The sequence below is a fragment of the Pseudomonas brassicacearum genome (assembly GCF_000585995.1).
In the GTDB taxonomy this organism is placed as follows: Bacteria; Pseudomonadota; Gammaproteobacteria; order Pseudomonadales; family Pseudomonadaceae; genus Aquipseudomonas; species Aquipseudomonas brassicacearum_A.
In genome coordinates this window covers 2,503,601-2,527,566 of sequence record NZ_CP007410.1, presented here as the reverse complement: position 1 = coordinate 2,527,566, position 23,966 = coordinate 2,503,601, and the positions used below count along the sequence as shown (strand labels likewise).

At 62.5% G+C, this 23,966-nt stretch carries 21 protein-coding genes; 6 read left to right on the top strand and 15 right to left on the bottom strand.

Going from position 1 to position 23,966, the window contains the following annotated elements:
* The first annotated feature begins 212 nt into the window (after nt 1-212).
* Together CD58_RS11065 and CD58_RS11060 are read left to right on the top strand one after the other, a co-directional pair.
* Nucleotides 213-1,070, top strand: a complete 858-nt coding sequence (locus tag CD58_RS11065; protein WP_025213065.1) for a GNAT family N-acetyltransferase — start codon at nt 213-215, stop codon at nt 1,068-1,070.
* Nucleotides 1,071-1,111: 41 nt separating this feature from the next.
* Complete coding sequence (locus CD58_RS11060) at nt 1,112-1,819, top strand: cupin domain-containing protein (protein WP_025213064.1); 708 nt, start codon at nt 1,112-1,114, stop codon at nt 1,817-1,819.
* A gap of 728 nt (nt 1,820-2,547) precedes the next feature.
* On the opposite strand, the gene CD58_RS11055 is transcribed toward CD58_RS11060, so the two are convergent.
* The 12 genes from CD58_RS11055 to CD58_RS11000 all read right to left on the bottom strand — a co-directional run bounded on the left by CD58_RS11055 (nt 2,548) and on the right by CD58_RS11000 (nt 17,006).
* Nucleotides 2,548-4,005 carry an NAD-dependent succinate-semialdehyde dehydrogenase gene (locus tag CD58_RS11055; RefSeq protein WP_025213063.1) on the bottom strand — a complete coding sequence of 486 codons (1,458 nt, stop codon included), beginning with the start codon at nt 4,003-4,005 and terminating at the stop codon, nt 2,548-2,550.
* Between the two features lie 254 nt (nt 4,006-4,259).
* Nucleotides 4,260-5,417, bottom strand: coding sequence for an acetylornithine deacetylase (gene argE / locus CD58_RS11050; RefSeq protein WP_025213062.1), 1,158 nt, complete (start codon nt 5,415-5,417; stop codon nt 4,260-4,262).
* A complete protein-coding gene (locus CD58_RS11045; RefSeq protein WP_025213061.1) occupies nt 5,414-6,568 on the bottom strand; it encodes an NAD(P)/FAD-dependent oxidoreductase in 1,155 nt (384 codons plus the stop codon). Before CD58_RS11045 ends, argE begins: the two co-directional genes overlap by 4 nt.
* Nucleotides 6,565-7,941: an NAD(P)/FAD-dependent oxidoreductase gene (locus CD58_RS11040; RefSeq protein ID WP_025213060.1), complete on the bottom strand. Its 1,377-nt coding sequence runs from the start codon at nt 7,939-7,941 to the stop codon at nt 6,565-6,567. The genes CD58_RS11045 and CD58_RS11040 overlap by 4 nt, the downstream gene beginning before the upstream one ends.
* Nucleotides 7,923-8,231, bottom strand: a complete 309-nt coding sequence (locus CD58_RS11035) for a (2Fe-2S)-binding protein (RefSeq protein ID WP_025213059.1) — start codon at nt 8,229-8,231, stop codon at nt 7,923-7,925. Before CD58_RS11035 ends, CD58_RS11040 begins: the two co-directional genes overlap by 19 nt.
* Entirely contained in the window at nt 8,228-10,072 is a 1,845-nt protein-coding gene (locus CD58_RS11030; RefSeq protein WP_025213058.1) for an ABC transporter ATP-binding protein, read from the bottom strand. The genes CD58_RS11035 and CD58_RS11030 overlap by 4 nt, the downstream gene beginning before the upstream one ends.
* A gap of 1 nt (nt 10,073) precedes the next feature.
* Nucleotides 10,074-10,949, bottom strand: a complete 876-nt coding sequence (locus CD58_RS11025) for an ABC transporter permease (protein ID WP_025213057.1) — start codon at nt 10,947-10,949, stop codon at nt 10,074-10,076.
* On the bottom strand, nt 10,946-11,902 hold the full coding sequence (locus tag CD58_RS11020) for an ABC transporter permease (RefSeq protein WP_025213056.1): 957 nt from the start codon (nt 11,900-11,902) through the stop codon (nt 10,946-10,948). Before CD58_RS11020 ends, CD58_RS11025 begins: the two co-directional genes overlap by 4 nt.
* A gap of 43 nt (nt 11,903-11,945) precedes the next feature.
* Complete coding sequence (locus tag CD58_RS11015) at nt 11,946-13,589, bottom strand: ABC transporter substrate-binding protein (protein ID WP_025213055.1); 1,644 nt, start codon at nt 13,587-13,589, stop codon at nt 11,946-11,948.
* Between the two features lie 86 nt (nt 13,590-13,675).
* Complete coding sequence (locus CD58_RS11010) at nt 13,676-14,950, bottom strand: NAD(P)/FAD-dependent oxidoreductase (RefSeq protein ID WP_025213054.1); 1,275 nt, start codon at nt 14,948-14,950, stop codon at nt 13,676-13,678.
* A gap of 36 nt (nt 14,951-14,986) precedes the next feature.
* Nucleotides 14,987-15,655 carry a haloacid dehalogenase type II gene (locus CD58_RS11005; protein ID WP_025213053.1) on the bottom strand — a complete coding sequence of 223 codons (669 nt, stop codon included), beginning with the start codon at nt 15,653-15,655 and terminating at the stop codon, nt 14,987-14,989.
* Between the two features lie 466 nt (nt 15,656-16,121).
* The gene (locus tag CD58_RS11000; protein WP_025213052.1) at nt 16,122-17,006 is read right to left on the bottom strand and encodes a LysR family transcriptional regulator; all 885 of its coding nucleotides are present in this window, start codon (nt 17,004-17,006) and stop codon (nt 16,122-16,124) included.
* Nucleotides 17,007-17,101: 95 nt separating this feature from the next.
* On the opposite strand from CD58_RS11000, the gene CD58_RS10995 reads away from it, so the two are divergent.
* The 3 genes from CD58_RS10995 to CD58_RS10985 all read left to right on the top strand — a co-directional run bounded on the left by CD58_RS10995 (nt 17,102) and on the right by CD58_RS10985 (nt 20,373).
* Complete coding sequence (locus CD58_RS10995; protein WP_025213051.1) at nt 17,102-18,238, top strand: DSD1 family PLP-dependent enzyme; 1,137 nt, start codon at nt 17,102-17,104, stop codon at nt 18,236-18,238.
* Nucleotides 18,228-18,614, top strand: coding sequence for a RidA family protein (locus CD58_RS10990; RefSeq protein WP_025213050.1), 387 nt, complete (start codon nt 18,228-18,230; stop codon nt 18,612-18,614). Before CD58_RS10995 ends, CD58_RS10990 begins: the two co-directional genes overlap by 11 nt.
* A gap of 298 nt (nt 18,615-18,912) precedes the next feature.
* On the top strand, nt 18,913-20,373 hold the full coding sequence (locus CD58_RS10985) for an aldehyde dehydrogenase family protein (RefSeq protein ID WP_025213049.1): 1,461 nt from the start codon (nt 18,913-18,915) through the stop codon (nt 20,371-20,373).
* Here the strand turns inward: CD58_RS10985 and CD58_RS10980 are convergent.
* The 3 genes from CD58_RS10980 to CD58_RS10970 all read right to left on the bottom strand — a co-directional run bounded on the left by CD58_RS10980 (nt 20,348) and on the right by CD58_RS10970 (nt 22,505).
* Nucleotides 20,348-20,770 (bottom strand): GFA family protein, encoded by a 423-nt coding sequence (locus tag CD58_RS10980; RefSeq protein ID WP_025213048.1) that lies wholly within the window; start codon nt 20,768-20,770, stop codon nt 20,348-20,350. The two genes, CD58_RS10985 and CD58_RS10980, sit on opposite strands and share 26 nt — an antisense overlap.
* A gap of 71 nt (nt 20,771-20,841) precedes the next feature.
* Nucleotides 20,842-21,579, bottom strand: a complete 738-nt coding sequence (locus CD58_RS10975) for a CPBP family intramembrane glutamic endopeptidase (RefSeq protein WP_025213047.1) — start codon at nt 21,577-21,579, stop codon at nt 20,842-20,844.
* On the bottom strand, nt 21,576-22,505 hold the full coding sequence (locus tag CD58_RS10970; protein WP_025213046.1) for a LysR family transcriptional regulator: 930 nt from the start codon (nt 22,503-22,505) through the stop codon (nt 21,576-21,578). The genes CD58_RS10975 and CD58_RS10970 overlap by 4 nt, the downstream gene beginning before the upstream one ends.
* Before the next feature lie 144 nt (nt 22,506-22,649).
* Here CD58_RS10970 and CD58_RS10965 point away from each other — a divergent pair, with 144 nt between their 5' ends.
* Nucleotides 22,650-23,051: a RidA family protein gene (locus tag CD58_RS10965; protein WP_025213045.1), complete on the top strand. Its 402-nt coding sequence runs from the start codon at nt 22,650-22,652 to the stop codon at nt 23,049-23,051.
* The last annotated feature ends 915 nt before the right edge of the window (nt 23,052-23,966 follow it).

The window sequence follows — 23,966 nt, the reverse complement described above, 5'->3', positions numbered from 1 at the left end:
TTTTTTTTCGGGCTGAACGGGGCAAAACCGCGCCAGTATTTACTGCTGAGCCGGCCGCTGATTTGAGCAAGAAATGTGGTCGGTAGAGCCGTTGCTGACGGAACATACCGAATCGATTTGCCGCTCTTGTCACGTCTCGTTGCAGGTGAGATACACACACTTTCCGCGGATAAAAACCGTCCGATCAAGAGCCTCTTCAAGGGTGATCTACCATGTCCCTTTCGCAACGTCCTACTTACTTCTATCGCTCCATGACCGCCGCCGATGTCCCTGCGGCACACACCCTGTCCGTGCAGTTGAAATGGCCCCACCGCCTGGAGGACTGGGCGATGCTGCAGCGCGTCGCCCAAGGTTTCGTGGTGGAAGATCGAGGTCGTTTGATCGGTACTGCCTTCACCTGCCCCCAGGGTGGCCACGCCACCATTGGCCTGGTGATCGTCGATGATGAGTACCAGGGCCAGGGGATCGGTCGCAGGCTGATGGAGCAGGCCATTGAGGCCTGTGGATCGCGGACCGCCATCCTCAATGCGACGTTGGCCGGCGCCCCGTTGTACGCCAGCCAGGGGTTCGTTGACTTTGGGCATGTCCAGCAATATCAGGGACAAGCGCTGGCGCCTGCGCCGCAGGCACTGGTCGCCGGCGAACGCTGCCGCTCGTTGACCGCAGCCGATCACGCCGAGCTGATCCAACTGGCCAATGCTGGCAGTGGGCTGGACCGAACAGCCGTACTCAATGACCTGTTCAATGTCGTTGAACATTCAATTGGCCTGGAGCGAGACGGTCACTTGTGTGCCTTCGCCCTGCTGCGCCCCTTTGGCCGTGGTCGCTGCATTGGCCCGGTCGTCGCCGAGAACCCTGAACAGGCCCGGCACTTGATCGCGGTGCTGCTGGCCCAGGTGCCGGATGCCTTCGTTCGCATCGACATCCCCTCGAACAGCGGCCTGGGATCCTGGCTGGAAGAAGCCGGGCTCAAGCACGTCGACACCGTCGCCCAAATGGCCCGCGGCACGCCCCCAGAGGCTAGCGGTGCGGTGCGCCAGTTCGCGCTGGTGACCCAGGCCATTGGCTGAAAAAACCGTCCTCATCAACGTTGCCCTGGAGAATCATTTTCATGCTCGAACCGACCGCAGTGCTGTTGGCACACGCCGATGGCCGTCTCGCTTCAACCCCGTTCACCCCAGGTTCGCTGGGCGCCAATGATCCGTTTGACCGACTCATCGCCTACGCCGGGGCGGATGGCATGGCTGCCGGTGTGGTCCGGGCGAGTGGCCGGTTCAGCGTCGACGACTACCCCTTCAATGAAACCATCGTGGTGCATGCCGGCGCGGTCACCCTCAGGAGTCAGGCGCAAACGCTGCAGCTCAAGCCGGGTGAGAGCGCGGTGATCGGCCTGGGGACGGCCCTTGAGGTCGAGGCACAAGCGGAGTCTCTGTGGGCATTCTGTGCTGATGTCCCGGTGGTTGACGCGCGTCATCCCGGGCTAACGGCGCTCCCCGCCCACACCCATCTCTCGCCCTCCGCGGCGCCGGATGATGAGATTCTGATCAGCCCGCCGCCCCAATGCCGCTCGAACAATCTGTTTGTCGAAGAAGCGACCAACCTGCGTATCGGCGTCTGGGACTCGACCCCTTACACCCGCCGGTCACGCCCGCACAAACTGCATGAACTGATGCACCTGCTCGAAGGCAGCGTCACCTTGCAGGCCGCCGATGGCAGCGACCTGACGGTCAACACCGGCGATACCGTGTTCGTGCCCCTGAACGCGCCGTGTGCCTGGCAAAGCAGCGTCTATGTGCGCAAGGTCTACGTCGTCAAATAGTCTGGGTTGCGAAGACGGCGGCACATTCAGCATCGTCGTCACCTGGACCACCGCCATCGCGAGCAAGCTCGCTCCCACAGTTGGCCTCTGGTGAAACACAAAACCTGTGACCACCCTCGATCCAGTGTGGGAGCGGGCTTGCCCGCGAAGACGGCGGCACATTCAGCATCGTCGTCACCTGGACCACCGCCATCGCGAGCAAGCTCGCTCCCACAGTTGGCCTTTGGTGAAACACAAAACCTGTGACCACCCTCGATCCAGTGTGGGAGCGGGCTTGCCCGCGAAGACGGCGGCACATTCAACATCATTGCCACCTGAAGCACCGCCATCGCGAGCAAGCTCGCTCCCACAGTTGGCCTTTGGTGAAACACAAAACCTGTGACCACCATCGATCCAGTGTGGGAGCGGGCTTGCCCGCGAAGACGGCGGCACATTCAACATCATTGCCACCTGAAGCACCGCCATCGCGAGCAAGCTCGCTCCCACAGTTGGCCTTTGGTGAAACACAAAACCTGTGACCACCATCGATCCAGTGTGGGAGCGGGCTTGCACGCGAAGACGGCGGCACATTCAACAACATTGCCACCTGAAGCACCGCCATCGCGAGCAAGCTCGCTCCCGCAGGGGGCTGTGGTGAATATCATCTTTTCTATAGCCCAAAAAAAAGCCCGCAGTGTGCGCGGGCAAAGGTGTCGCAGGTCTTTCAAAGTGCGGCGGCGATGGCCGCATCACAGCCCACCGATGTGGAAGGCTTTGACTTCGAGGTATTCATCCAGGCCGTACTTGCTGCCCTCGCGGCCCAGGCCCGACTGCTTGATGCCGCCGAAGGGCGCGACTTCCATGGAGATGAGCCCGGTGTTGAGGCCGACCATGCCGAACTCCAACGCCTCGCCAAACCGCCATGAACGGCGCAGGTCCTGGGTGAAGTAATACGCGCCCAGGCCATACGGCGTGGCATTGGCCAGGGCCAACGCCTCTTCTTCGGTCGTAAAACGCATCAGCGGGGCCACCGGGCCGAAGGTTTCTTCGTTGGCCAGCAACATCCCGGCGTGGGCTTCGCCCAAAACCGTTGGCTGGACGAACTGGCTGTCGCCTTCGGGAACGCCACCACAGAGCAGGCGCGCACCTTGACTCAATGCATCGTCGATATGCCGGGCGACCTTGTTCACCGCAGCCAGATTGATCAGCGGGCCGATCATCACGTCAGCCTCCAGGCCGTTGCCGACCTTGAGCTTGCCCACCTCCTCCACCAGGCGCTCGGCGAAACGCTCGTAGATGCCGTCCTGCACCAGAATGCGGTTGGCACAGACGCAGGTCTGGCCGGCGTTGCGAAACTTGCTGAGCATGATGCCGGTGATGGCCTGTTCCAGGTCCGCGTCGTCGAACACAATGAACGGCGCGTTGCCTCCCAGCTCCAGGCTCAAGCGCTTGATGTGTTCGGCGCTCTGGCGCATCAGCAACCGACCGACCGCCGTCGAACCGGTAAAGGAAATCTTGCGCACCGTCGGGTTACTGGTCAGCTCTTCGCCGATGCCGGCAGGCAGACCGGTGACGACGTTGAATACCCCGGCCGGAATCCCGACCCGCTCGGCCAGCACCGCCAGCGCCAGGGCCGACAACGGGGTCAGGTCCGAGGGTTTGACGATGACTGGACAGCCCGCCGCCAAGGCCGGTGCGCATTTGCGAGTGATCATCGCATTGGGGAAATTCCACGGCGTGATCGCGGCACAGACGCCCACCGGTTGCTTGAGCGTGAGCAGGCGCCGGTCGCCGCTCGGTGCCGGGATGGTTTCGCCATAGACCCGGCGGGCTTCTTCGGCAAACCATTTGGCAAAGCCAGCCCCATAGCGAATTTCGCCTTTGGCTTCGTTCAGCGGCTTGCCCTGTTCACGGGTCATGATCAGCGCCAGGTCGTCGAGGTTATCGATCATGGCTTGATACCAACGCTCCAGCAGCAGCGCCCGCTCCGCCGCCGGGCGCGCACGCCAGGCCGGCCAGGCGCGCTCGGCGGCCTCGATGGCACGGCGGGTTTCCACACCTTGCAGGGCCGGCACCCGGGCGAGTACCTGGCCGGTAGCCGGGTCGATGACATCAAAAGTGGCCGCATTATCGGCGCCGATCCACTGACCGTCGACGTAAGCGAGTTCTGCCAACAGGCTAGGGTCTTTCAATTGATTCTTGAGCATGGTCGCGTCCTGTTCCGAGGTGATTCCAGTCTAAGGAGATGCCACGGGGCAGGATGCTGAAAGCGCGGTTTGGGCAGTGTTGGATGCTGAAGTTTTGTGCTGGGACGGCAGGCTCTACCGAGGTATCAGCGTCACCACTGAACCCTATGTGGGAGCGGGCTTGCTCGCGAAAGCGGCGCGCCAGTCGACTCATCGTCAACTGACACATCGCCTTCGCGGGCAAGCCCGCTCCCACATTTCGTCATGTATATGGCTTAGATTTTCAACGACCCCAACACCCCTTCCAAAAACCGCTCCCCCGCATCCATCTGGCTGATTTCGATGAACTCGTCAGGCTTGTGGGCCTGTTCGATGGAGCCCGGGCCGCAGACGACGACCGGCACATCCAGGCGCTGCTTGAACAGGCCGCCTTCGGTGCCGAAAGACACCTTGGCGATGCCGGTGTCCGGAGCGGCGAAGTTTTTCAGAAAGCGCACGGCCTCGACGCTCGGATGGGTATCCAGGCCGGGATAGACGTTCAGGGTTTCGATTTCGATGTCCGCCACGCTGGAGAGCTTCTTGGCTTCGCGCACGATGGCTTCGGCCCGCTCGCGCAGTTGCCCGAGGAACTGATCCAGGTCATCGGCCGGCAGGTTGCGCACTTCGAAATCCAGGGTGCACAGGTTGGGCACGATGTTCAGCGCCTTGCCGCCGACGATCTGCCCGACATGCACGGTGCTGTAGGGCACGTCGTAATCGCTGTCTTGGGCGCCCTGCTCTTGCAGTTGCTGCTGACTCTGGCGCAACGCCGCGATGAAATCACAGGCCACGTGAATCGCGTTGACCGAGCGTGGCGCCAGCGACGAATGCGCCTCCAGGCCACGGCAGTACGTGCGATAGGAGCCCTTGCCTTTGTGGCCGAGCACGAACTGCATGTTGGTCGGCTCGCCGACCACGCACAGGAACGGCCGCACCGGCGCCAGGTGCAGCACGTCGAGCAAACGGCGTACCCCCACACAACCGATCTCTTCGTCGTGGGACAGCGCCAGTTGCAATGGCCGGTTCAAGGCATGGTCGGCGGCATCGAGCATGGCGTCGATGGCCAACGCGATGAAGCCTTTCATGTCACAACTGCCGCGCCCGTAGACCCGCCCATCCCGCAGCGTTGCCTGGAACGCCGGGACGGTCCAGGCCTGCCCCGCCGCCGGCACCACGTCGGTATGACCGGACAGCAGGATCCCCGGCAACTCACGCGGCCCGGTGCTGGCGAACAGGTTGGCTTTCTTGCCGCTTTCATCCTTGACGATCAGCGACTCGATGCCCTTGCTCAGCAACAGCTCGCGCACGTACTCGATCAAGGCCATGTTCGATTCTGAAGAGACCGTTTCAAAGGCCAGCAGGCGTTCAAAAATAGCTAAAACCCGGGGTTTCATGAGGCCTTGCTCCGTTGCTCGGTTGAAGGAGTGAACCGGCGGATGGAGAACGGCTCAATCGAGGTACAGGTGCTGCCGGTGCTGATGAGTTCGGCCATGACGTCGCCGACGCCCGGGCCGAGCTGGAAGCCGTGGCCGCAGAAACCGAAAGCGTAGTACAAGCCATCGACGTTACCGCTGGGGCCCATCACCGGTAGGGAATCGGGTAGATACCCTTCGATGCCGCTCCACACACGGATGATATTCAGGTTGCCGACGCCCGGCAGCAACCGGCGCATCTGCTCCAACTGGTTGAGGATGCTGCGCGGCTCGACATGGGCCCGGCGGTTGAGCATGTCCGGCTTGCTGCGATAACCGCCGCCGATGATGATGTTGCCCCGGGGGATCTGACGGAAATAGATCACCTCTTCCGGGATCTTGGTGTACACCCCGATCACCGTTGGCAAGGCATAGGGCACCGGTTCGGTGACGGCCATCTGTGGGCCATTGGTATCCAACGGTACCGGCTCACCGAACTGCGCCGAGAGCTTCTGGCCCCAGGCGCCGGCGGTAATCAACAGCTGGGCGGAACTGAACTGGCGGCCATCGGTGGTGGTGATGCTGAAGCCGTCGCCGATCTTCTGCACCCCGGCCACTTCGGTGCGCTCCTCGATTTGCGCGCCGAGCCGCCGGGCGGCCCTGGCAAATGCCGGAGCCGCCAGGCGTGGATTGGCGTGACCATCGTGAGGGGCATAGGAGCCGCCTTTCACCTCTTTGCCAAGAAATGGGAAACGCGCGTGCAGTTCGCTGCCGCGATAGATCTGCAAGTCCAGCTGCGCCGCTTCAGGCGCTGCGGCGTAGGCCTCCAGCTCAGGGATTTCATCTTCGCGATAGCACACGCGCATGTGCCCGCTGGCAATGAACTCCAGGTCGTCATCGATCAGTTCGGGCAAGCGCTTCCACAGCGCCCAGGAACGGTTCGCCAGTTCCAGTTGCCCGAGGTAACGCCCCTGGCGCCGCACGTTGCCGAAATTCACGCCGCTGGCGTACTGACCGATCTGGTCACGCTCCAGCAGGATCACCGATTGCCCGCGCTGACGCAGGAAAAACGCCGCCGCCGAGCCCATCAGGCCGCCGCCGACAATCACTACATCGGCCTTGTGTACCGTCATGGCGCCACCTCCTGCGTGAGCATCGAAAGCGGCTTCACCGGCGCTTGGCCGCGTTGCCGGCCGACTTCCTGGACATTGACACCGGCCGCCGCGGCAATCACCTCGGCCCCGGCCTGGGAACAATAACGTCCCTGGCAGCGGCCCATGCCGACTCGGCTGAAGGCCTTGGCGCGATTGACTTCACAGGCACCCTTTTCGCTGACGGTACGCCGAAGTTCGCCGGCGCTGATCATTTCGCAGCGGCAGACGATGGCTTCATCCGGCAAGGTCTTCGCCTGCGCGGCGGGCCAGGGAAAAGCTTGGGCCAGGCCGAGACGAAAGGCATCCATCACCTTGAGCGCCTGGCGCTGCTCGGCGACCTGCGCAGTGTCCACCGGCTGTTGCAGATCGCTCAATAACGCCATGGCGACCAGGCGCCCGGCGTGCTCGGCGGCATCGGCACCACGGATTTTCGCACCGTCCCCGGCAGCATAAACGCCACTGACGCAGGTGCGGCCTTCCTCATCGAGGTCCAGCAGCCATTGGCCGGACGCCTCGTCGAAACCCAGGCGACAACCCGCCAGGTCGGCCAGTTGGGTTTCCGGCCGCAAGTGATACCCCAGCGCCACGGCGTCACAATCCACGGTCAACGTCTCTCCTCTGGCGCTACGAACCCGCACGCCACTGACGCCACTGATCGGGTCACCGAGCACTTGCACAGGCGCGATGCCCAAGTGCACCGGGATCTTCGCCCGGTACAGCTGCGCCAACAATTTCAGGCCAGTGAACAATAAGCCCGGGCGCGCCATGAGTTTGGGCAAGGCCTTGATGCGCTTGCCCAAGGGCGAGGTGTCCAGCACCGCCGCCACGTTGGCGCCGGCCTTGAGGTATTGGCTGGCGACCAGATACAGCAATGGCCCGCTGCCCATGAACACCACGCGGTGGCCGATGGAAACCGCCTGGGCCTTGAGGGCAATCTGCGCACCGCCGAGGCTGTAGGTACCGCCCAATTGCCAGCCTTCGATCGGCATCAGGCGGTCGGTGGCGCCGGTGCAGAGGACCAGCGCGTCATACTCCACCGTCGTGTGCCGGCCTCGACTGACGCAGCACAGCTGGCCCGGCGTGAGGTTCCACACCAGGGTGTCCGGGCGGTAGTCGATCTGCGCACGCAAGCGGTCGAAGCTGTCGTGCAGGTCCTTGGCCTTGTTCGCCTCGGTGCCGTACAGCGTGGCGTAGGTGCGGGTGAACCCCTCGGGTTGGCGCCGGTAGATCTGTCCGCCATCGCGACGATTTTCGTCGATCAAAATCGGCTTGAAGCCCGCCGCCATTAAGGTCTGGGCACAACGAACACCCGCCGGCCCAGCGCCTACGATGACTATCCGCGTAGCGGCCATATGGCCTCCGGTTGCTGAGTGATGATGTCCAGCCCTTCACGCACTTCGTTGGAACAGGCACGCAGGCGTTCGCCGCTGCGGGTCCAGACCCAGCAATCCTGGCAAGCGCCCATCAGGCAAAAACCGGCACGGCTGCCCGGATCGAATTCCGACTGGCGCAACGTCGGGCCATTCGTCAGCAAGGCCACCATCAGGGTGTCACCCTGCAGCGCCTCGATAGGCACGCCGTCCACTATCAATTTGACGATGGGCCGGCCCTGTTCGGCCAACCTCACGAAACGACCGCTCACGCGTAGGCTCCCACGATCATGCTGTTTGAATCCTGTTGGCGCTTGCGCAGCGCGTCGCTGTCGTGATGACAGAGGACTTCACTGCCGCCGTCGATGACTCGCCGAGGCGGTGCGGTGCAGTTACACAGGCCATCGACCCGCACCGGGCAACGATTGAGGAAGGTGCACAGGCCCGGCACATCGGCGCGAGCACCCAACGCCGGCAGGCTGCCGCAGGTGGTGGCACCGCAGCTTTCCAGCCAGCCCTGGCGCAACTCCGGCACCGAATGGATCAACAGATCGGTGTAGGGATGGAATGGCGGCTGGGCGAACGCTTGCCGTGCGCCCGCCTGGATCTTGTGGCCGCTGTACATCACGACGATGTCGTCGCACAGCGCCCGCACCGTGGAGATGTCGTGGCTGATGAACAGGTAGGAAACCCCCAATTGTTGACGCAGATCGCGCAGCAGTTCAAGGATCGCCGCGCCGACCACGGTATCGAGGGCCGAGGTGACTTCATCGCACAAAATCAGGTCCGGTTTTGCCGCCAGCGCCCGGGCCAGGTTGACCCGTTGCTTTTGCCCGCCGGACAGTTCGCTCGGGCGGCGCTCGGCCAGCTCCCGTGGCAAACGCACCAGATCCAGCAATTCGCCGATGCGCTCGCGCAGCGCTGCGCCCTTGAGGCCGAAATACATCTTCAGTGGCCGACTCAAAATGGTGCTGATGCTGTGCATCGGGTTCAGCGCGGTGTCGGCGTTCTGGAACACCATCTGGATGCGCCGGAACTGTTCGTTCGTGCGCTCGGACAGGCTGCCGCCCAGTGGCTGGCCATCGAACGTCAACCCGCCGAGGGCCGGGGTCAACAGCCCCGCCACCACCCGGGCCAGGGTCGATTTGCCCGAGCCGGACTCGCCGATCACACCGATGGCCTGGCCCCGGCGCACCGTCAGGTCGATGTCTTCCAGTACCCGGATCGCCGGCATGCCGTGCTGATTCTTGTTGCCGTAGCCGGCGGTCAAGCCCTGGATGGTCAGCAGTGGCGTGTCTTCGGCCACACCGCAGGGTGGGCGAATGGTGGTGTCCGGCCGCGCCGCCGCCAGCAGGCTGCGGGTGTAGGCGTGAGCCGGGCCTTTGAGCAGCGGCGCGGTGGCGCTCTGTTCGAAGATCTGTCCGCCGTTGAGCACGACAATCTGGTCGGCCATCTGCGCCACGACCGCCAGATCGTGGGACACATACACCGCCGTCGCGCCGCGTTCGCGTACGACGCGCTTGAAGGCGCGCAGCACGTCAATCTGCGTGGTCACATCGAGGGCCGTGGTCGGCTCATCGAGCACCACCAACAGCGGATCGCTGATCAGCGCCATGGCCGCCATCACCCGCTGCAACTGCCCGCCGGAGACTTGATGGGGATAACGCTGGCCGATGCGCTCAGGGTCGGGCAACGCCAGGTCGCGAAACAGTTCGATGGCCTTGGCTTCGAGCACGGCCCGGCTGCCGAGGCCATGAATCAACGCTCCTTCCACCACTTGGTCGATGAGTTTTTTCGCCGGGTTGAACGCCGCGGCGGCGCTTTGGGCGATGTACGACACCCGGTTGCCGCGCAGGCGTTGCAGCTCGTTTTCCTCCAGCGCCAGCATGTCATGCTCGCCGACCTGCACCACGCCACCGGCCAGGCGACAACCGCGCCGGGCGTAACCCAGCAGTGCCAGGGCGATGGTGGTCTTGCCGGAGCCGGACTCACCGATCAGCGCCAGCACTTCCCCTTTCTCCAGGGAGAAACTCACGCCTTTGACGATTTCCACTTCGCTGTGCTCGCCACCGGCGACCACACGCAGGTTCTCGACTCGGATCAATTCGCTCATATCAATGGCCTCCCGAACGTCGGTTACGCCGCGAAGACAGGCGGTCGATAAACAGATTGACGCCGATGGTCAGGGTGCCGATGGCCAGGGCAGGAATCACGATGGCCGGGGCGCCCTGATTCAGGCCGCCGATGTTTTCGCGCACCAGTGAACCCAGGTCGGCATCCGGCGGTTGTACGCCCAGGCCGAGAAAGCTCATGCCGCTGAGCAGCAGCACGATGAAGCCGAAGCGCAAGCCCAGGTCAGCCAGCACTGTGTTGAGCATGTTGGGCAGGATTTCCACGCAAGCGACGTACAGGCGACGCTCGCCACGGGTACGGGCCACTTGCACGTACTCCAGGGCCTCGATGTTCACCGCCATGCTGCGGGCGATGCGGAACGCACCCGGCGTGTAACTCAACACCGCCGTGCACACCAGCAACGTCACCGATGAACCGAACGCCGAGACCATGATCAGCGCCAGCATCTTGCTCGGGATCGATATGAAGGCGTCCATCAGGCGGCTGATCAGCTCATCCAGCCACTTCGGTGACACCACCGACAGCAGTGCGCAACTGGTCCCCAACCCACTGGCCAGGACTGCCGCCACCAACGCCAGGCCCACGGTGAACTGTGCGCCCACCAGGATCCGACTGAGCATGTCGCGGCCCAGGTAATCGGTGCCCAGCGGGTAAGCCGCGCTGAAACTGTCGAAGACATTGTCAGAGACCACTTCTCCCACGGGATGCGGCGCCAGCCATGGGCCGAAGATCGCCACCAGCAGCCAGATCACACACAGCGCGGCACCGACCAGGCCCAGCCAGGACGTTGCATGGTCGTCTTTGCCCAACGCCAACGCGGCCGACGCAGGCGGGGATTTCACAATGAGATTGTTCATTGGTTTCTCAGCCTCGGATTGGAGAGGATCGCGCACAGGTCGGCAATCAGCACGAGTGTCAGGTACGCCGTACAAAACAACATGGTGCAGGCCTGGACCAATGCCATGTCGCGGTTCGTCACGGCATCGACCATCAGGCTCGCAATGCCGGGATAGTTGAATATCGTCTCGACGATCACCACCCCGCCCAGCAAGTAGGACAGGCTCAGGGCGATGGCATTGGCGATGGGGCCGATGGCGTTGGGCAGTGCATGGCGCAGCACCACCCGCACCGGGCTCACACCTTTGAGACGGGCCATTTCCACGTAGGGGCTGTCGAGTTGATCGATCACCGCCGCCCGGGTCATGCGGGCCATTTGCGCGATGATCACGCAGCACAGCGTCATGACCGGCAAGGCGTAGGTGCGCATGAACTGCCACGGTGAGGTGATCTCGCTGGAATAGGACAACGCCGACAGCCAGCCCAGGTTCACGGCAAAAATCAACACCGCCAGGGTGGCGACCAGAAACTCCGGTACTGCCACCATCGTCAGGGTAAAGAAGCTGATAAAGCCGTCGATGCGCCCCCCACGGCCCATCGCCGAACCAATGCCCATGATCAATGCCACCGGCACCGACACCAGCGCCGTGGCGGCCGCCAGCATCAGGGTGTTGGGGACTCGGCCGGCCATCAACTCGCTGACCGGCGTGGCATTGGAAATCGACACGCCCATGTCGCCGCTGAGCAGGCTCATCAGCCAGTGCAGGTAACGCAACACACCCGGCTGATCCAGCCCCATTTTCACGCGCAGGGCCGCCACCTGTTCAGGTGTGGCGAACTGTCCAAGGGACTGTTGCGCCGCGTCGCCCGGCAACACTGCCGTAATGGCAAACACCACCATCGATACGATCAACAAGGTCACGATCGCGGCACCCAGGCGCCGGCCGATCAGCCACAGTGTGTTGCTATTCATCACCCTACCCCTTGTGCCATGTCACGCAGCCAAACACTGCTCATCAAGCGTCCAGCCAGACTTGCTCGGAGAACATGTAGCCCATGAAACCGCCCAGCGGGTTGGTGCCATAGCCTTTGACGCGCTGGTCGACCCCATCGATGTTGCTGATGAACACGGGCACACCGATGCCGCTGTGTTCATGCACCAGGGCTTGCATGTCCCCGTACATCTTGCCGCGCTTGGCCTCATCGGTTTCACCCCGGGCCTGGATCAGCAGCTGGTCGAACTGCGGGTTTTTCCAGCCGGATTCATTCCAGGGCGCGGTCGATTGGAAGAATTGCGAGAAAATCATGTCGGCGTTGGGCCGTGGGTTGATGTTGCCGAAGCTCAGCGGGTGCTTGGCCCAGTGGTTGGACCAGTAGCCATCGCTTGGCAGGCGATTGACGTTGAGCTTGAGCCCGGCCTCCTTGGCCGATTGCTGCAGCAGCACGGCGACGTCCACCGAGCCGGTGGCGGCCGGCGAGCACATCACCGGCATGCTGATGCTTTCCATCCCCGCCTTCTTCAGCAGGAAGCGCGCCTTTTCCGGATCGTAGGCCCGTTGTGGCAGGTCGGCGTTGTGGAACCGCGCGCCGGGGGCGATCGGGTGGTCGTTGCCGACCCTGGCAAAGCCACGGAATATCGCCGACTTGACCTGTTCGCGATCCAGCAGCAGTTTCATCGCCTCGGTGAACTCAGGGCTTTGACCGGGCATCTGGTCCTGGCGAATGATCAGGTCGGTGTAGTTACCCGACGGTGAGTCCACGACGCGATGTTTGGCGCTGTCCTTGATGCGCGTGGTCGAGCGCGGGTTGACCTCGTTGATGATCTGCACATCACCCGAGAGCAGTGCGTTGACCCGTGACGGTTCGTCGGCGATGCCGATGAATTCGATCTCGTCCAGATACGGCAAACCCGGTTTCCAGTAGTTGGTGTTGCGCGCGCCAATCGAACGCACCCCCGGCTTGAACTCCTTGACCTTGAAGGGGCCGGTACCGATGCCCTGGCTGAAGTCGCTGGTGCCTTCAGGAACGATCAACATGTGGGAGACGGCCAGGATCGATGGCAGCTCGGCATTCGGGCCGCTCAAGCGTATCTGCACCTCGTGGCTGCCGTTGGCTTTGACTTCGGCAAACTGCTCCGCCAGCGGCAAGACCTTGGAACCGGTGATCGGGTCCTTGTGCCGCATCAGGGAATACACCACGTCGGCGGCGGTCAGGCCCTTGCCGTTGTGGAAGGTCACTTCCTTGCGCAGGGTAATCACCCAGAGCGTGGCATCGGTGGTGTCGATGCGCTCGGCCAGTTCCAGCTGCGGCACCATGTGGCTGTCGAAACGCGTCAGGCCGTTATAGAACATGTAGTGGCGCACGTAGTCCGTGGACGATGAGCCTTTGGCCGGGTCCAGGGTGTCGGCGGTGGAACTGGAGATACCGGCAACCCGAATGCGCCCGCCGGGCTTGCCTTTACCGGGGCTGGCCTCATCATCGGCAAGCAGCTTGCCGGCGGCACCGAACAGGCTGCCGGCGCCCGCCGCGGCCACACCCGCCACCCCCAGCATTTGCAGCGCATGGCGGCGTGACATGCCGCGATTGAGCCCTTCGAAAACACGCAGACTTTCTGTACCGGTGATCAACTGGTCTTTGATGCCGTTTTTATTGTCACTCATGTCAGTTCTACCTTTCGGAAAATGATAGGGCTCGATTACGTGCGATTAACGCATCGCGGTTGGAACGCAAAACAACGCCATGTAACTCAGTGTAGGTAGTCCTGCAGCCGGTAATACGCACCGACCAGTGGCAGGAACCAGGGCTTGCCGAAGTGTCCGGGGATGGCCGGCCAGTCGAGTTCGCGCCAAGGGTTGGCCTCGACGTTGCCGGCCATGACCTCGGCCATGACTTGCCCCATGTGCACCGACATCTGCACACCGTGGCCGCTGTAGCCCATGGAGTGATAAACCCCTCCATGTTGGCCGGCCCGGGGCAGGCGATCGGACGTCATGTCCACCAGGCCGCCCCAGCAGTAGTCGATCTTGACGTTCGCCAACTGCGGGAACATCTGCACCATCGCCGCTTGCAACACCTTGCCACTCTTGGCGTCGGAGACGCTGTCGGACATGGCAAACCGCGCACGTCCGCCAAACAGCAGGCGGTTGTCCGGGGTCAGGCGAAAGTAGTTACCGATCATGCGGCTGGTGACATAGGAGCGGCGTGCCGGCAGCAAGCTGTCGATCAACGCCTGGGGCAATACCTCGGTGGCGATCACAAAACTGCCCACCGGCACGATTCGCCGCCGATACCAGCCCAAGCCGCCTTGCTGGCTGGTGCCGGTCGCCAACAGGATCTGCGAAGCCTGCAACGTGCCCTTGCGGGTGTTGACTTGATAGCCGCCCGCGCTGGCCTTCCAGTCCTGCACTGCCACCCCCTGGAAGATCAACGCACCGTGACGCGCGGCCGCCTCGGCCAGGCCGACACCGAAACGTCCGACATGCATCTGCACGCCGTTACGCTGCAGCAGGCCGCCGTGAAACTGCGCCGAATTGACTTCCTCCCGCGTCTCTTCGGCGGACAGCAACTCGACCTCGGCATCGACCTCCCTGCGAATCAATTCACAGGTGCGTGCCAAGCCTTCATAGTGCATCGGCTTGGCCGCCAACTTGAGCTTGCCATTGCGCTTGAGGTCGCAGGCAATCTGCTCTTTTTCCACCAGCGTAACCACGCTCTGCACGGCGCTTTCATAGGCCTGGTAATAGGCGCGCGCCTTGTCGGCGCCGAGGCTAGCGGTGAGGGCCGCGTAATCCTGGGCAACGCCGGTACTGCAATGCCCGCCGTTGCGCCCTGACGCCTCGCCAATCACCCTGCCCGCTTCCAGCACCGCGACACTCGCCCCCTTCAAGGCCAGGGCGCGCGCCGCGGCCAGGCCGGTGAAACCGCCACCGACGATGGCGACATCGACCTGCCCGGGCAACCCGCCGAGCTGGGCACCGGTAAAGGCCGGTGCGGTATCGAGCCAATAGGACTCACTGCCCATGTCTAACCCCTTTCACCTTGAAGAGCGCCAGGAAACTCAGAGCCCGACCAGACCGGCCAATCCGCCGATGTCCGGGATCTGGTGGTAGCCAAACGCAGCATTGGCCGGTTGTTCATGACCCCGGGCGACGAAAGCCTTGTGCTTGATCTTCATGTCGTGGGCCGACATCAGGTCATAACGGAAGCTGGACGACACATGCAGGACGTCCTCCGGACCGCAGCCGAGGTTATCGAGCATGAACTCGAAAGCGGCCAGGCGCGGCTTGTAGGCCTGGGCCTGCTGGGCGGTGAAGACTTTATGGAAAGGCGCGCCGAGCTTGTCGACGTTGGACATGATCTGCTCGTCCATCGCGTTGGAGAAAATCACCAGGGGGATCTTGTCGGCGATTTTCGACAGGCCCGCCGGCACATCGGCGTGGGGACCCCAGGTAGGCACGGCGTCGTAATAAAGCTGGCCTTCGTTCCGGTACTCAACACCCCAACGCTTGCATGTCCGCGCCAGGGCGGTCTTGAGAATCTCATCATAAGGCCGCCAGTCGCCCATCACCTGGTCCAGACGATAAGCGGAGAAATCCTTGACGAACTGGTCCATCTGCCCGGCATCGACACGATCGGCGAACAGCTCACGGGTCATGGTGCCCATCTGGAAATTGGTCAACGTGCCGTAGCAGTCGAAGGTGATGTACTTGGGTCGAAGAAAGCTCATGAGTGCGGTCCTGAATTGTTGTTGAAGGCATGACGAGGCAAACATTGACGCCGTTCATGAAGCCTCGGTGCAACGCTGCATCACGTTTTCATTACAACACCATGAGACCGTGGATAAATCGTTAAAAATGCCGGCCGCTTGGTACAAACCACCGTTTTGCGGGGCTCGCTCAGCAGACTTTGCGGGACGCTCCAGGCGTGGGCGTTGCGCCCGTGTTCCAGTGGGTTTGCGGGCAGTTATGGTGCGTAAAACAGGCCTGCGGGGGCTGGTTTGCGGCAGAATCTACGCCTGGGGTGGACAGCGCCGGCATCTTTGTTGGATGGGCTGACGCCATCGCGAGCAAGCTCGCTCCCACAAGGATTTCGGGGTGGCTGAGAGATTGAAGTCCACGAGCATCCCCTGTGGGAGCGAGCTTGCTCGCGATGGCGATAGCTCTGTAGCAGGGCCAGCGCTGGCACACCGCTGTTCAAGCCTTCAGTTCCCCCTCGAGAAAACTCACCAAAGCCTGGACCCGCGCGCTGCGGAGTTTGCGTGAGGGCACCAGCAGGTTGATCGGGGCGCTGTCGAATTGCCAATCCGCCAGCACCCGGACCAGGCGGCCGTCGGCGATGGCCTTACTGACGTCCCACTGCGAACGCAGCACCAGCCCCAGGCCTTGTTCGGCCCAGCGCCGGGCCACGCTGCCATCGTTGCTCAATAAAGCCGGCTTGATCCGCAGGGTCTTGCGCCCCTGCCCATTGCGCAGGTGCCACAGCGTGACGTCTTCATCGTTTTCACGAATACAAATGCAGCGGTGCCCGGCAAGTTGGTCGGGCGAGGTCGGCGTGCCGTACTGCTCCAGATAGGCGGGGCTCGCGCACAGCCAGCGGTCGTTTTGCGTGAGGGGCCGGGCCACCCACAGGCTGTCGCTGAGATTGCCGATGTGAATCACGGCGTCGCTGTCATGGCGATCGGGCCAGGGCGTTTCCCGTAGATCCAGCTGCAGGCAGAGTTGCGGGTGCAACCGGGCAAACCGCGCCAGCAGCGGCGCGATGCGTTGGCGTCCATAACCAAACGGCGCCGCCAGCCTGAGGGTACCGACCAGTTGATCGTCCTGTTGCTTGAACGATTCGGGCAGCGCCTCCAGCTGTTCCAGCAGCACCGCACTCTGGCGGGAGAAACGCTCACCATCAGCGGTCAGGCTCAGGCGCCGGGCATCGCGATTGGCCAGGGTCAGGCCCAACAGCGTCTCCAGTTTGCGCAGGCGCATGGACAGCGCCGGAGGCGAGACATTGAGAGCCCTGGCGGCGGCGCTCAACGACTCGGAGCGTGCCAGGGTCACAACCATCCGCAGGTCTTCGAGAGTAATCATTCAGTTCAACTTAATGATTGATGACAGTTCATTGAACCACGGCTTCACGATGACTGCGTAGAGTCGAGCCTGTCTTTCACCACCGAGCCCTGTTCATGCCAGCCTCCATTGCCTCCCTCGATACCCCGGCCGCGCTCATCGACGTGCCTCGCATGCAGCGCAATATCCACCGCATGCAGCAACGCATGGACGCCCTCGGTGTGCGTTTGCGTCCCCACATCAAGACCAGCAAATGCCTGCCAGTGATCCAGGCGCAAATCGCCGCAGGCGCCAGCGGCGTCACGGTATCCACCTTGAAGGAAGCCGAACATTGTTTCGCCGCCGGCATCCAGGACATTTTTTATGCCGTGGCCATGGCCCCCGGCAAACTGGCCCAGGCCCTGACGCTGCAGCGCCAGGGCTGCCGCTTGAGCCTCTTGACCGACAGCCTGGCGGCGGCGCAGGCGATCGTCGATTTCGGCAGGCAACACGGCGAACGTTTCGATGTGTGGATCGAGATCGACTGCGATGGCCATCGATCCGGAGTGCGCCTCGAAGACGATTCACTGGTCGCCATCGCGGGGCTGCTCAGCGAGGGCGACATGCAGCTTTGCGGCGTCATGACCCACGCCGGCTCCAGCTACGAACTCGATACCCCCCAGGCGCTGCAAGCCTTGGCCGAGCAGGAGCGTCATATCTGCGTCAGCGCCGCCCAACGCATCCGCGAGGCCGGGCTGGCCTGCCCGCAGGTCAGCATCGGTTCGACGCCCACCGCGCTGTCGGCGCAGAGCCTGGAAGGCGTCACCGAAGTGCGCGCCGGTGTCTATGTGTTCTTCGACCTGGTGATGCACAACGTCGGCGTCTGCGCGGCCGACGAGTTGGCCCTGAGCGTGCTGACCACCGTCATCGGTCATCAGCCAGATAAAGGCTGGGTGATCACCGACGCCGGCTGGATGGCCATGAGCCGTGATCGGGGCACGCAACGGCAGCAGCAGGACTTCGGCTATGGGCAAGTGTGCAACGAAGAAGGCGCTTGGATTGAGGGCGCGTTGCTCAGCAGTGCCAACCAGGAGCACGGCATCATCACCCTTTCAAGTACCGACAGCGTCGATATCGCCACGCGCTTTCCCATTGGCAGCCGCCTGCGCATCCTGCCCAACCACGCCTGCGCCACCGGCGCGCAATTTCCTCATTACAGCGCCTGTGATGCGACGGGCGAAGTGCATAGTTGGAGTCGTCTACATGGCTGGTGAGATCGAGTTGATTCACACCACCCAGGCGGCCGCTCCGGGCGGGCATTACGCCCAGGCCGTGTCGCACCAGGGCGTCTTGTACGTGTCCGGGCAGTTGCCGGTACGCGCCGATGGCAGCCACAGTGCCGGCCAACCGTTCGAGGCGCAGGCCTGCCTCGCCCTGGAGAACCTGATGGCGATTCTTAGCGCGGCTGGCCGGGGTCCGAACGACCTGTTGAAGGTGACGGTGTATGTCGCCGGTATCGAGCACTGGCCGGCTTTTGACCGGATCTACGCCCGCTATCTGGGCGAGCACCGCCCTGCCCGCGCCGTGGTGCCCGTCCCGGCCTTGCACCACGGCTACCTGATCGAAATCGAAGCGCTGGCCCGGGGCTGACTTCACTCATAAGGCAATGAGATGAACGTGTGGCGAGGGAGCTTGCTCCCGCTTGAGTGCGAAGCGCTCATCGCTTTTTTGGGGCCGCTGCGCGACCCAGCGGGAGCAAGCTCCCTCGCCACAGGTGTCCTGGGCCATCGGTTAACCTTGGGCGCAGTTGGCCCTGAAACGGACGCCGCTACCTTTGCGAAGTTAGCCCGGCCGATACAGCAGATTATTCTTTGCCGGGCGCAACAACGGCACATCTCAGCAGGACGGCTTTGTTAGCTTATTGAGAACACTCCAGGGAGCCCGTCGGATGACCACCCACACCTCGAACCACTACAGCGTCGACCCGCAAATGTGCCGGCAGCTTTATATCAATGGCACCTGGTCGTCCCCGGTCCAACCGGCAACGCTGCCGGTGGTCAATCCAGCGACCGAGGAAGTGATCGCCGAGGTCGCCCAAGGTTCTGGTGAGGACGTCGACCGGGCAGTAGCGGCCGCGCGTGCCGCATTTCCCGGCTGGTCCGCGACCCCGGTAGACACCCGCGTATCGATCCTTGGAAAAATCCACGAACTGATCCTTGAGCGCCAGGAAACACTGGCCCAGGCGCTCTCGCTGGAAATGGGCGCGGCCATCGGTTTTGCCCGGGCCATGCAGGTGCCGTTGGCGGCCGAACATGTGCGAGTGGCCCGTGATGTGCTGACGACTTATCGTTTCCAGAAGGTCGAAAATGGCACCGCCATTCAACGCGAACCCATCGGCGTCTGCGGCCTCATCACACCGTGGAACTGGCCGCTGTATCAAATCACCGCCAAAGTCGCCCCGGCGATTGCCGCCGGCTGCACGGTGGTGTTGAAACCGAGCGAACTGTCACCATTGAGCGCGCTGCTGTTCGCCCAATTGGTACATGACGCGGGCCTTCCAGCCGGTGTCTTCAACCTGGTGAACGGCAGCGGTGCCGAGGTCGGTGCAGCCATGGCGGCGCACCCCGATATCGACATGATCTCCATCACCGGCTCGAACCGCGCCGGCGCACTGGTCGCCCAGGCCGCCGCTCCTACGGTGAAGCGCGTCACCCAGGAACTGGGCGGCAAGTCACCGAACGTGTTGCTGCCGGACGCGGACTTCGCCAAAGCCGTACCGCTGGGGGTGATGTCGGCGTTGCGCAATGTCGGCCAATCGTGCAGCGCGCCGACCCGAATGATCGTCCCAAGAAACCGCTTGGCGGAAGTCGAAGCGTTGGCTGCCGCAACCGCCAACGCGATCATCGTCGGCGACCCGCAATCGGAAGCAACGGTCCTCGGTCCCATCGCCAACGAGGCCCAGTTCAATCGCGTACAGACCCTGATCGAGGTGGGCCTGAGGGAAGGCGCCAAACTGGTGTGCGGCGGGCCAGGCCGAGTACCGGGCTTCGACAAAGGCTTCTACACCCGACCGACGGTTTTCTCGCAAGTGGACAGCGCCATGCGCATCGCCCAGGAAGAAATCTTCGGGCCTGTGCTGTGCATCATCCCTTATGACACGGTGGATGAAGCGGTCGCCATCGCCAACGACACGGTCTACGGGCTCGGCGCTCATGTCCAGGGACAAGACCTTGATCGGGTGCGCAGCGTTGCCCTGCGTATCCGCTCCGGGCAAGTGCTGTTGAACTACCCGGCGTGGAATCCCATGGCGCCGTTCGGCGGCTACAAGCGCTCCGGAAACGGGCGTGAATACGGTGTCCACGGCTTCGAGGAATACCTGGAGATTAAGGCGATTGTCGGGTTTGGTTGATCGCCTGGCCCTCGGATCGATCCTCGCCCTCACGGTCCCGCACGTAATGGTGCGCGAGCGCAAACGCCGGTAGCCAGGCTTCGCGGCGCAGGGTCCAGCTTTCGTAGGTGGGCACCAGTTGGTCGGGAGCATCGAGCGTGCCCAGGTGCACTTCGATTTCATCGCCGCTGCGGGCAAACACCGACGAGCCGCAGCGAGGGCAGAAATGGCGGCCGGCGTAATCCCGTGTCTCGCCCTCGATCTTCACCGCTTCCAGGGGAAACACGGCGGCGGCGAAAAAGAGCGCGCCATGGTGCTTGCGGCAATCCAGGCAGTGACAAAGGCCAACCCGATAGGGTCGCCCTGAGGCTTCGATGCGGACGTCGCCGCACAGGCAACCGCCGGTGAATCGGTCCATGGTGTGTCTCCTCTGCAAACGAGTACCCGGAATACGCTTTCGATGCCCCTGCCCGCTTTTGGTTTAACGCATTAACCCACCATCGGCACCGCCATCAGCAATATCGCGGTCCCGTGGGTCGCCGTCGACGCCGCCACCCCATAGCGCATGCGTATGAGTCCGCAGGCCAGGCCTTCAATCAACGTGAAGAGCAGGATGGGCCAACCGAGTTGGGTGACGGTCAAGGCAAGGAAGGCATGCAGCGCCGAGAACGTCATGGCACTGATCAGCGCCGCTCGCAGTGCGCTGACGTGCTGCTCGAAGTAACCCTGCAGGAAACCCCGAAGCAGCACCTCTTCCAGGGCGTTGGCCCCGTAGGCCAGCACCGCCATGCCGAGTAGCCAGGTCCAGTAGCCTGGGATCGCCATCGGATCTGCGCCTTGATAAAGCCGCAATGGCAAACCGATCAAACACCCTGCGCCGATACCCAGGAGCAGGCCAACCAGTCGATTACCCTTGAATAAAACCACCAATTGCCACAATTCTGGCAACAGGCGAGCCGTCAGCGCGACCAGCAGCAGCGACGAACCGCCCAACATCGTCAGAACGAACGGATTAGCTAGGAAACCAATCCGCAGATCACCATTGAGCGACCACAGGTGCAGAGGCGTCATCGCATCGCGCATCAGCACGAACGCCAACAGCAGAATCACGATGCGCAATGCGGTCTGGGTCTTGGGCGTCAACACGAACCAAAGGCCAAAGAGCATGAGGCCCGGCATCAGATAATTTGCATAGTCCAGCAGTACCGCGACCCCTTCGGCCATCATTCAGTTTTCCCCTTGGTCCTGACAGGCGCATATTGCGCCATCAGCTCCACCACCCATGCAATGAATACCCGCAACTTGGCGCTGATGTGCCGGTTCGGCGGATAGGCCAGGTAGAGCGGCATCGGGTCGAGGCGCCAGTCTTCGAACAGACGCACCAATTCGCCCTGCGCTTCGTGGTGCCTGGACATGTATTCGGGTAGCCAGAGCACGCCCAGCCCCGCCAAACCGGCCGCGAGGTAGGCATTGCCGTCGTCGATGGCCAGCGCGTAGCGGCCCTGGATGTGCAGGTGCTCGTTGTGATTGTGCATGGCGTAGGGCACGGCTTTGCCGGTGCGGGCCCACAAGAAACCGACGATGCGCTGCGGCGAATCCTCCAGCTCGCGTGGATGCGCAGGCGTGCCGACCCGTGCCAGGTAGCTCGGCGCGGCAAAGACGCCCAGGGCCAGGTCACCGACATGCCGGGCGATCAACGACTGATCCGTCAGCTCACCGCCGCGCACCACGCAATCGACTTTCTCATCGATGATGTCGACGATGCGATCGCTCACGCCCATGTCGATCTGGATGTCCGGGTATCGCGCATAAAACCCTGGCAATGCCGGTATCAGGATCATCGCGGCCAACGGGCTCGGCACATCCACCCGCAGCCGGCCCCGGGGCAGCGCCTGCGCGCCGGACAGGCTGGTCTCGGCATCGTCCATGTCGGCCAGCAGGCGGATCACCCGCTCGTAATAGGCGGCGCCGTCGGCAGTGATATTGACTTTGCGCGTGGTGCGGTTGAGCAGCTTGACCCGCAACCGCGCCTCCAACTGCTGGACCAGTTGGGTCACGGTGGTCTTGCTCATGTGCAGTGTCTCGGCCGCCTTGGTGAAGCTGCCCGTCTCCACCACTCGAGCGAAGGCTTGCATCGCATCGAAACGATCCATGTGTGCCTCGGTTAAATCGATCAGATTGTTTGGCTTTCACAAACAGTGATCGCCAAGGTTGCTCGTTTATCGCCCGGGCACAAGCCCCTAAAGTGAGTTCATCGTTGGTTTCGAATCAATCTTGATCCCTTGATGGAGGCACTTATGACACAGCGTGACGTTGTTTTCCCCGCCGGACGCCAGGCGCTTTATGAGCGCAATCGTTATTCACCCGCTATTCGCTCCAATGGTTTTTTATTCGTGTCGGGGCAAGTGGGCAGCACTGAGGACGGTTCACCGGAACCCGAACTGGAGACTCAGGTTCGGCAAGCGTTCAACAATCTGAAGGCGATACTCGCCGCCGCTGGTTGCAGCTTTGATGATGTGATTGATGTCACTGTATTCATCGTCGACCCCGAATCGACCTTCGAGAGGATCTGGAAAGTGGTACCTGAATTCTGGGGTGACGCGCCGCATCCAACGCTGACTGGGGTGGGTGTGACGTGGCTGTATGGCTTCCAGTTCGAGATCAAGGTGATTGCCAAGTTGCCTGAAACCGTCGGGTGATCGACTGATTCGCGAGGGTGTTGAAGGTTCTGGCGTCATCGCGAGCAAGCTCGCTCCCACAGGGGATCTGTGCCGAGCACACGATATTTCTGTTCACTGAAGATCCAGTGTGGGAGCGAGCTTGCTCGCGAAGGCGGCGGCACATTCAATATCAATGCAAGCTGACCCACCGCTTTCGCGAGCAAGCCCGCTCCCACAGGGGATCTGTGCCGAGCACACGATATTTCTGTTCACTGAAGATCCAGTGTGGGAGCGAGCTTGCTCGCGAAGGCGGCGGCACATTCAATATCAATGCAAGCTGCCTCACCGCTTTCGCGAGCAAGCTCGCTCCCACAGGGGATCTGTGCCGAGCACGGTATTTCTGTTCACTGAAGATCCAGTGTGGGAGCGAGCTTGCTCGCGAAGGCGGCAGCACATTCAATATCAATGCAAGCTGACCCACCGCTTTCGCGAGCAAGCCCGCTCCCACAGGGGATCTGTGCCGAGCACACGATATTTCTGTTCACTGAAGATCCAGTGTGGGAGCGAGCTTGCTCGCGAAGGCGGCGGCACATTCAATATCAATGCAAGCTGCCCCACCGCTTTCGCGAGCAAGCCCACTCCCACAGGGGATCTGTGCCGAGCACACGATATTTCTGTTCACTGAAGATCCAGTGTGGGAGCGAGCTTGCTCGCGAAGGCGGCAGCACATTCAATATCAATGCAAGCTGCCCCACCGCTTTCGCGAGCAAGCCCGCTCCCACAGGGGATCTGTGCCGAGCACGGTATTTCTGTTCACTGAAGATCCAGTGTGGGAGCGAGCTTGCTCGCGAAGGCGGCAGCACATTCAATATCAATGCAAGCTGACCCACCGCTTTCGCGAGCAAGCCCGCTCCCACAGGGGATCTGTGCCGAGCACACGATATTTCTGTTCAC

Bases quoted from the DNA above. Each gene is read 5' to 3' on its own strand.
- CD58_RS11065 (WP_025213065.1), top strand. From the start codon at position 213: ATGTCCCTTTCGCAACGTCCTACTTACTTCTATCGCTCCATGACCGCC.
- CD58_RS11060 (WP_025213064.1), top strand. From the start codon at position 1,112: ATGCTCGAACCGACCGCAGTGCTGTTGGCACACGCCGATGGCCGTCTC.
- CD58_RS11055 (WP_025213063.1), bottom strand. From the start codon at position 4,005: ATGCTCAAGAATCAATTGAAAGACCCTAGCCTGTTGGCAGAACTCGCT.
- argE (WP_025213062.1), bottom strand. From the start codon at position 5,417: ATGAAACCCCGGGTTTTAGCTATTTTTGAACGCCTGCTGGCCTTTGAA.
- CD58_RS11045 (WP_025213061.1), bottom strand. From the start codon at position 6,568: ATGACGGTACACAAGGCCGATGTAGTGATTGTCGGCGGCGGCCTGATG.
- CD58_RS11040 (WP_025213060.1), bottom strand. From the start codon at position 7,941: ATGGCCGCTACGCGGATAGTCATCGTAGGCGCTGGGCCGGCGGGTGTT.
- CD58_RS11030 (WP_025213058.1), bottom strand. From the start codon at position 10,072: ATGAGCGAATTGATCCGAGTCGAGAACCTGCGTGTGGTCGCCGGTGGC.
- CD58_RS11025 (WP_025213057.1), bottom strand. From the start codon at position 10,949: ATGAACAATCTCATTGTGAAATCCCCGCCTGCGTCGGCCGCGTTGGCG.
- CD58_RS11020 (WP_025213056.1), bottom strand. From the start codon at position 11,902: ATGAATAGCAACACACTGTGGCTGATCGGCCGGCGCCTGGGTGCCGCG.
- CD58_RS11015 (WP_025213055.1), bottom strand. From the start codon at position 13,589: ATGAGTGACAATAAAAACGGCATCAAAGACCAGTTGATCACCGGTACA.
- CD58_RS11010 (WP_025213054.1), bottom strand. From the start codon at position 14,950: ATGGGCAGTGAGTCCTATTGGCTCGATACCGCACCGGCCTTTACCGGT.
- CD58_RS11005 (WP_025213053.1), bottom strand. From the start codon at position 15,655: ATGAGCTTTCTTCGACCCAAGTACATCACCTTCGACTGCTACGGCACG.
- CD58_RS11000 (WP_025213052.1), bottom strand. From the start codon at position 17,006: ATGATTACTCTCGAAGACCTGCGGATGGTTGTGACCCTGGCACGCTCC.
- CD58_RS10995 (WP_025213051.1), top strand. From the start codon at position 17,102: ATGCCAGCCTCCATTGCCTCCCTCGATACCCCGGCCGCGCTCATCGAC.
- CD58_RS10990 (WP_025213050.1), top strand. From the start codon at position 18,228: ATGGCTGGTGAGATCGAGTTGATTCACACCACCCAGGCGGCCGCTCCG.
- CD58_RS10985 (WP_025213049.1), top strand. From the start codon at position 18,913: ATGACCACCCACACCTCGAACCACTACAGCGTCGACCCGCAAATGTGC.
- CD58_RS10980 (WP_025213048.1), bottom strand. From the start codon at position 20,770: ATGGACCGATTCACCGGCGGTTGCCTGTGCGGCGACGTCCGCATCGAA.
- CD58_RS10975 (WP_025213047.1), bottom strand. From the start codon at position 21,579: ATGATGGCCGAAGGGGTCGCGGTACTGCTGGACTATGCAAATTATCTG.
- CD58_RS10970 (WP_025213046.1), bottom strand. From the start codon at position 22,505: ATGGATCGTTTCGATGCGATGCAAGCCTTCGCTCGAGTGGTGGAGACG.
- CD58_RS10965 (WP_025213045.1), top strand. From the start codon at position 22,650: ATGACACAGCGTGACGTTGTTTTCCCCGCCGGACGCCAGGCGCTTTAT.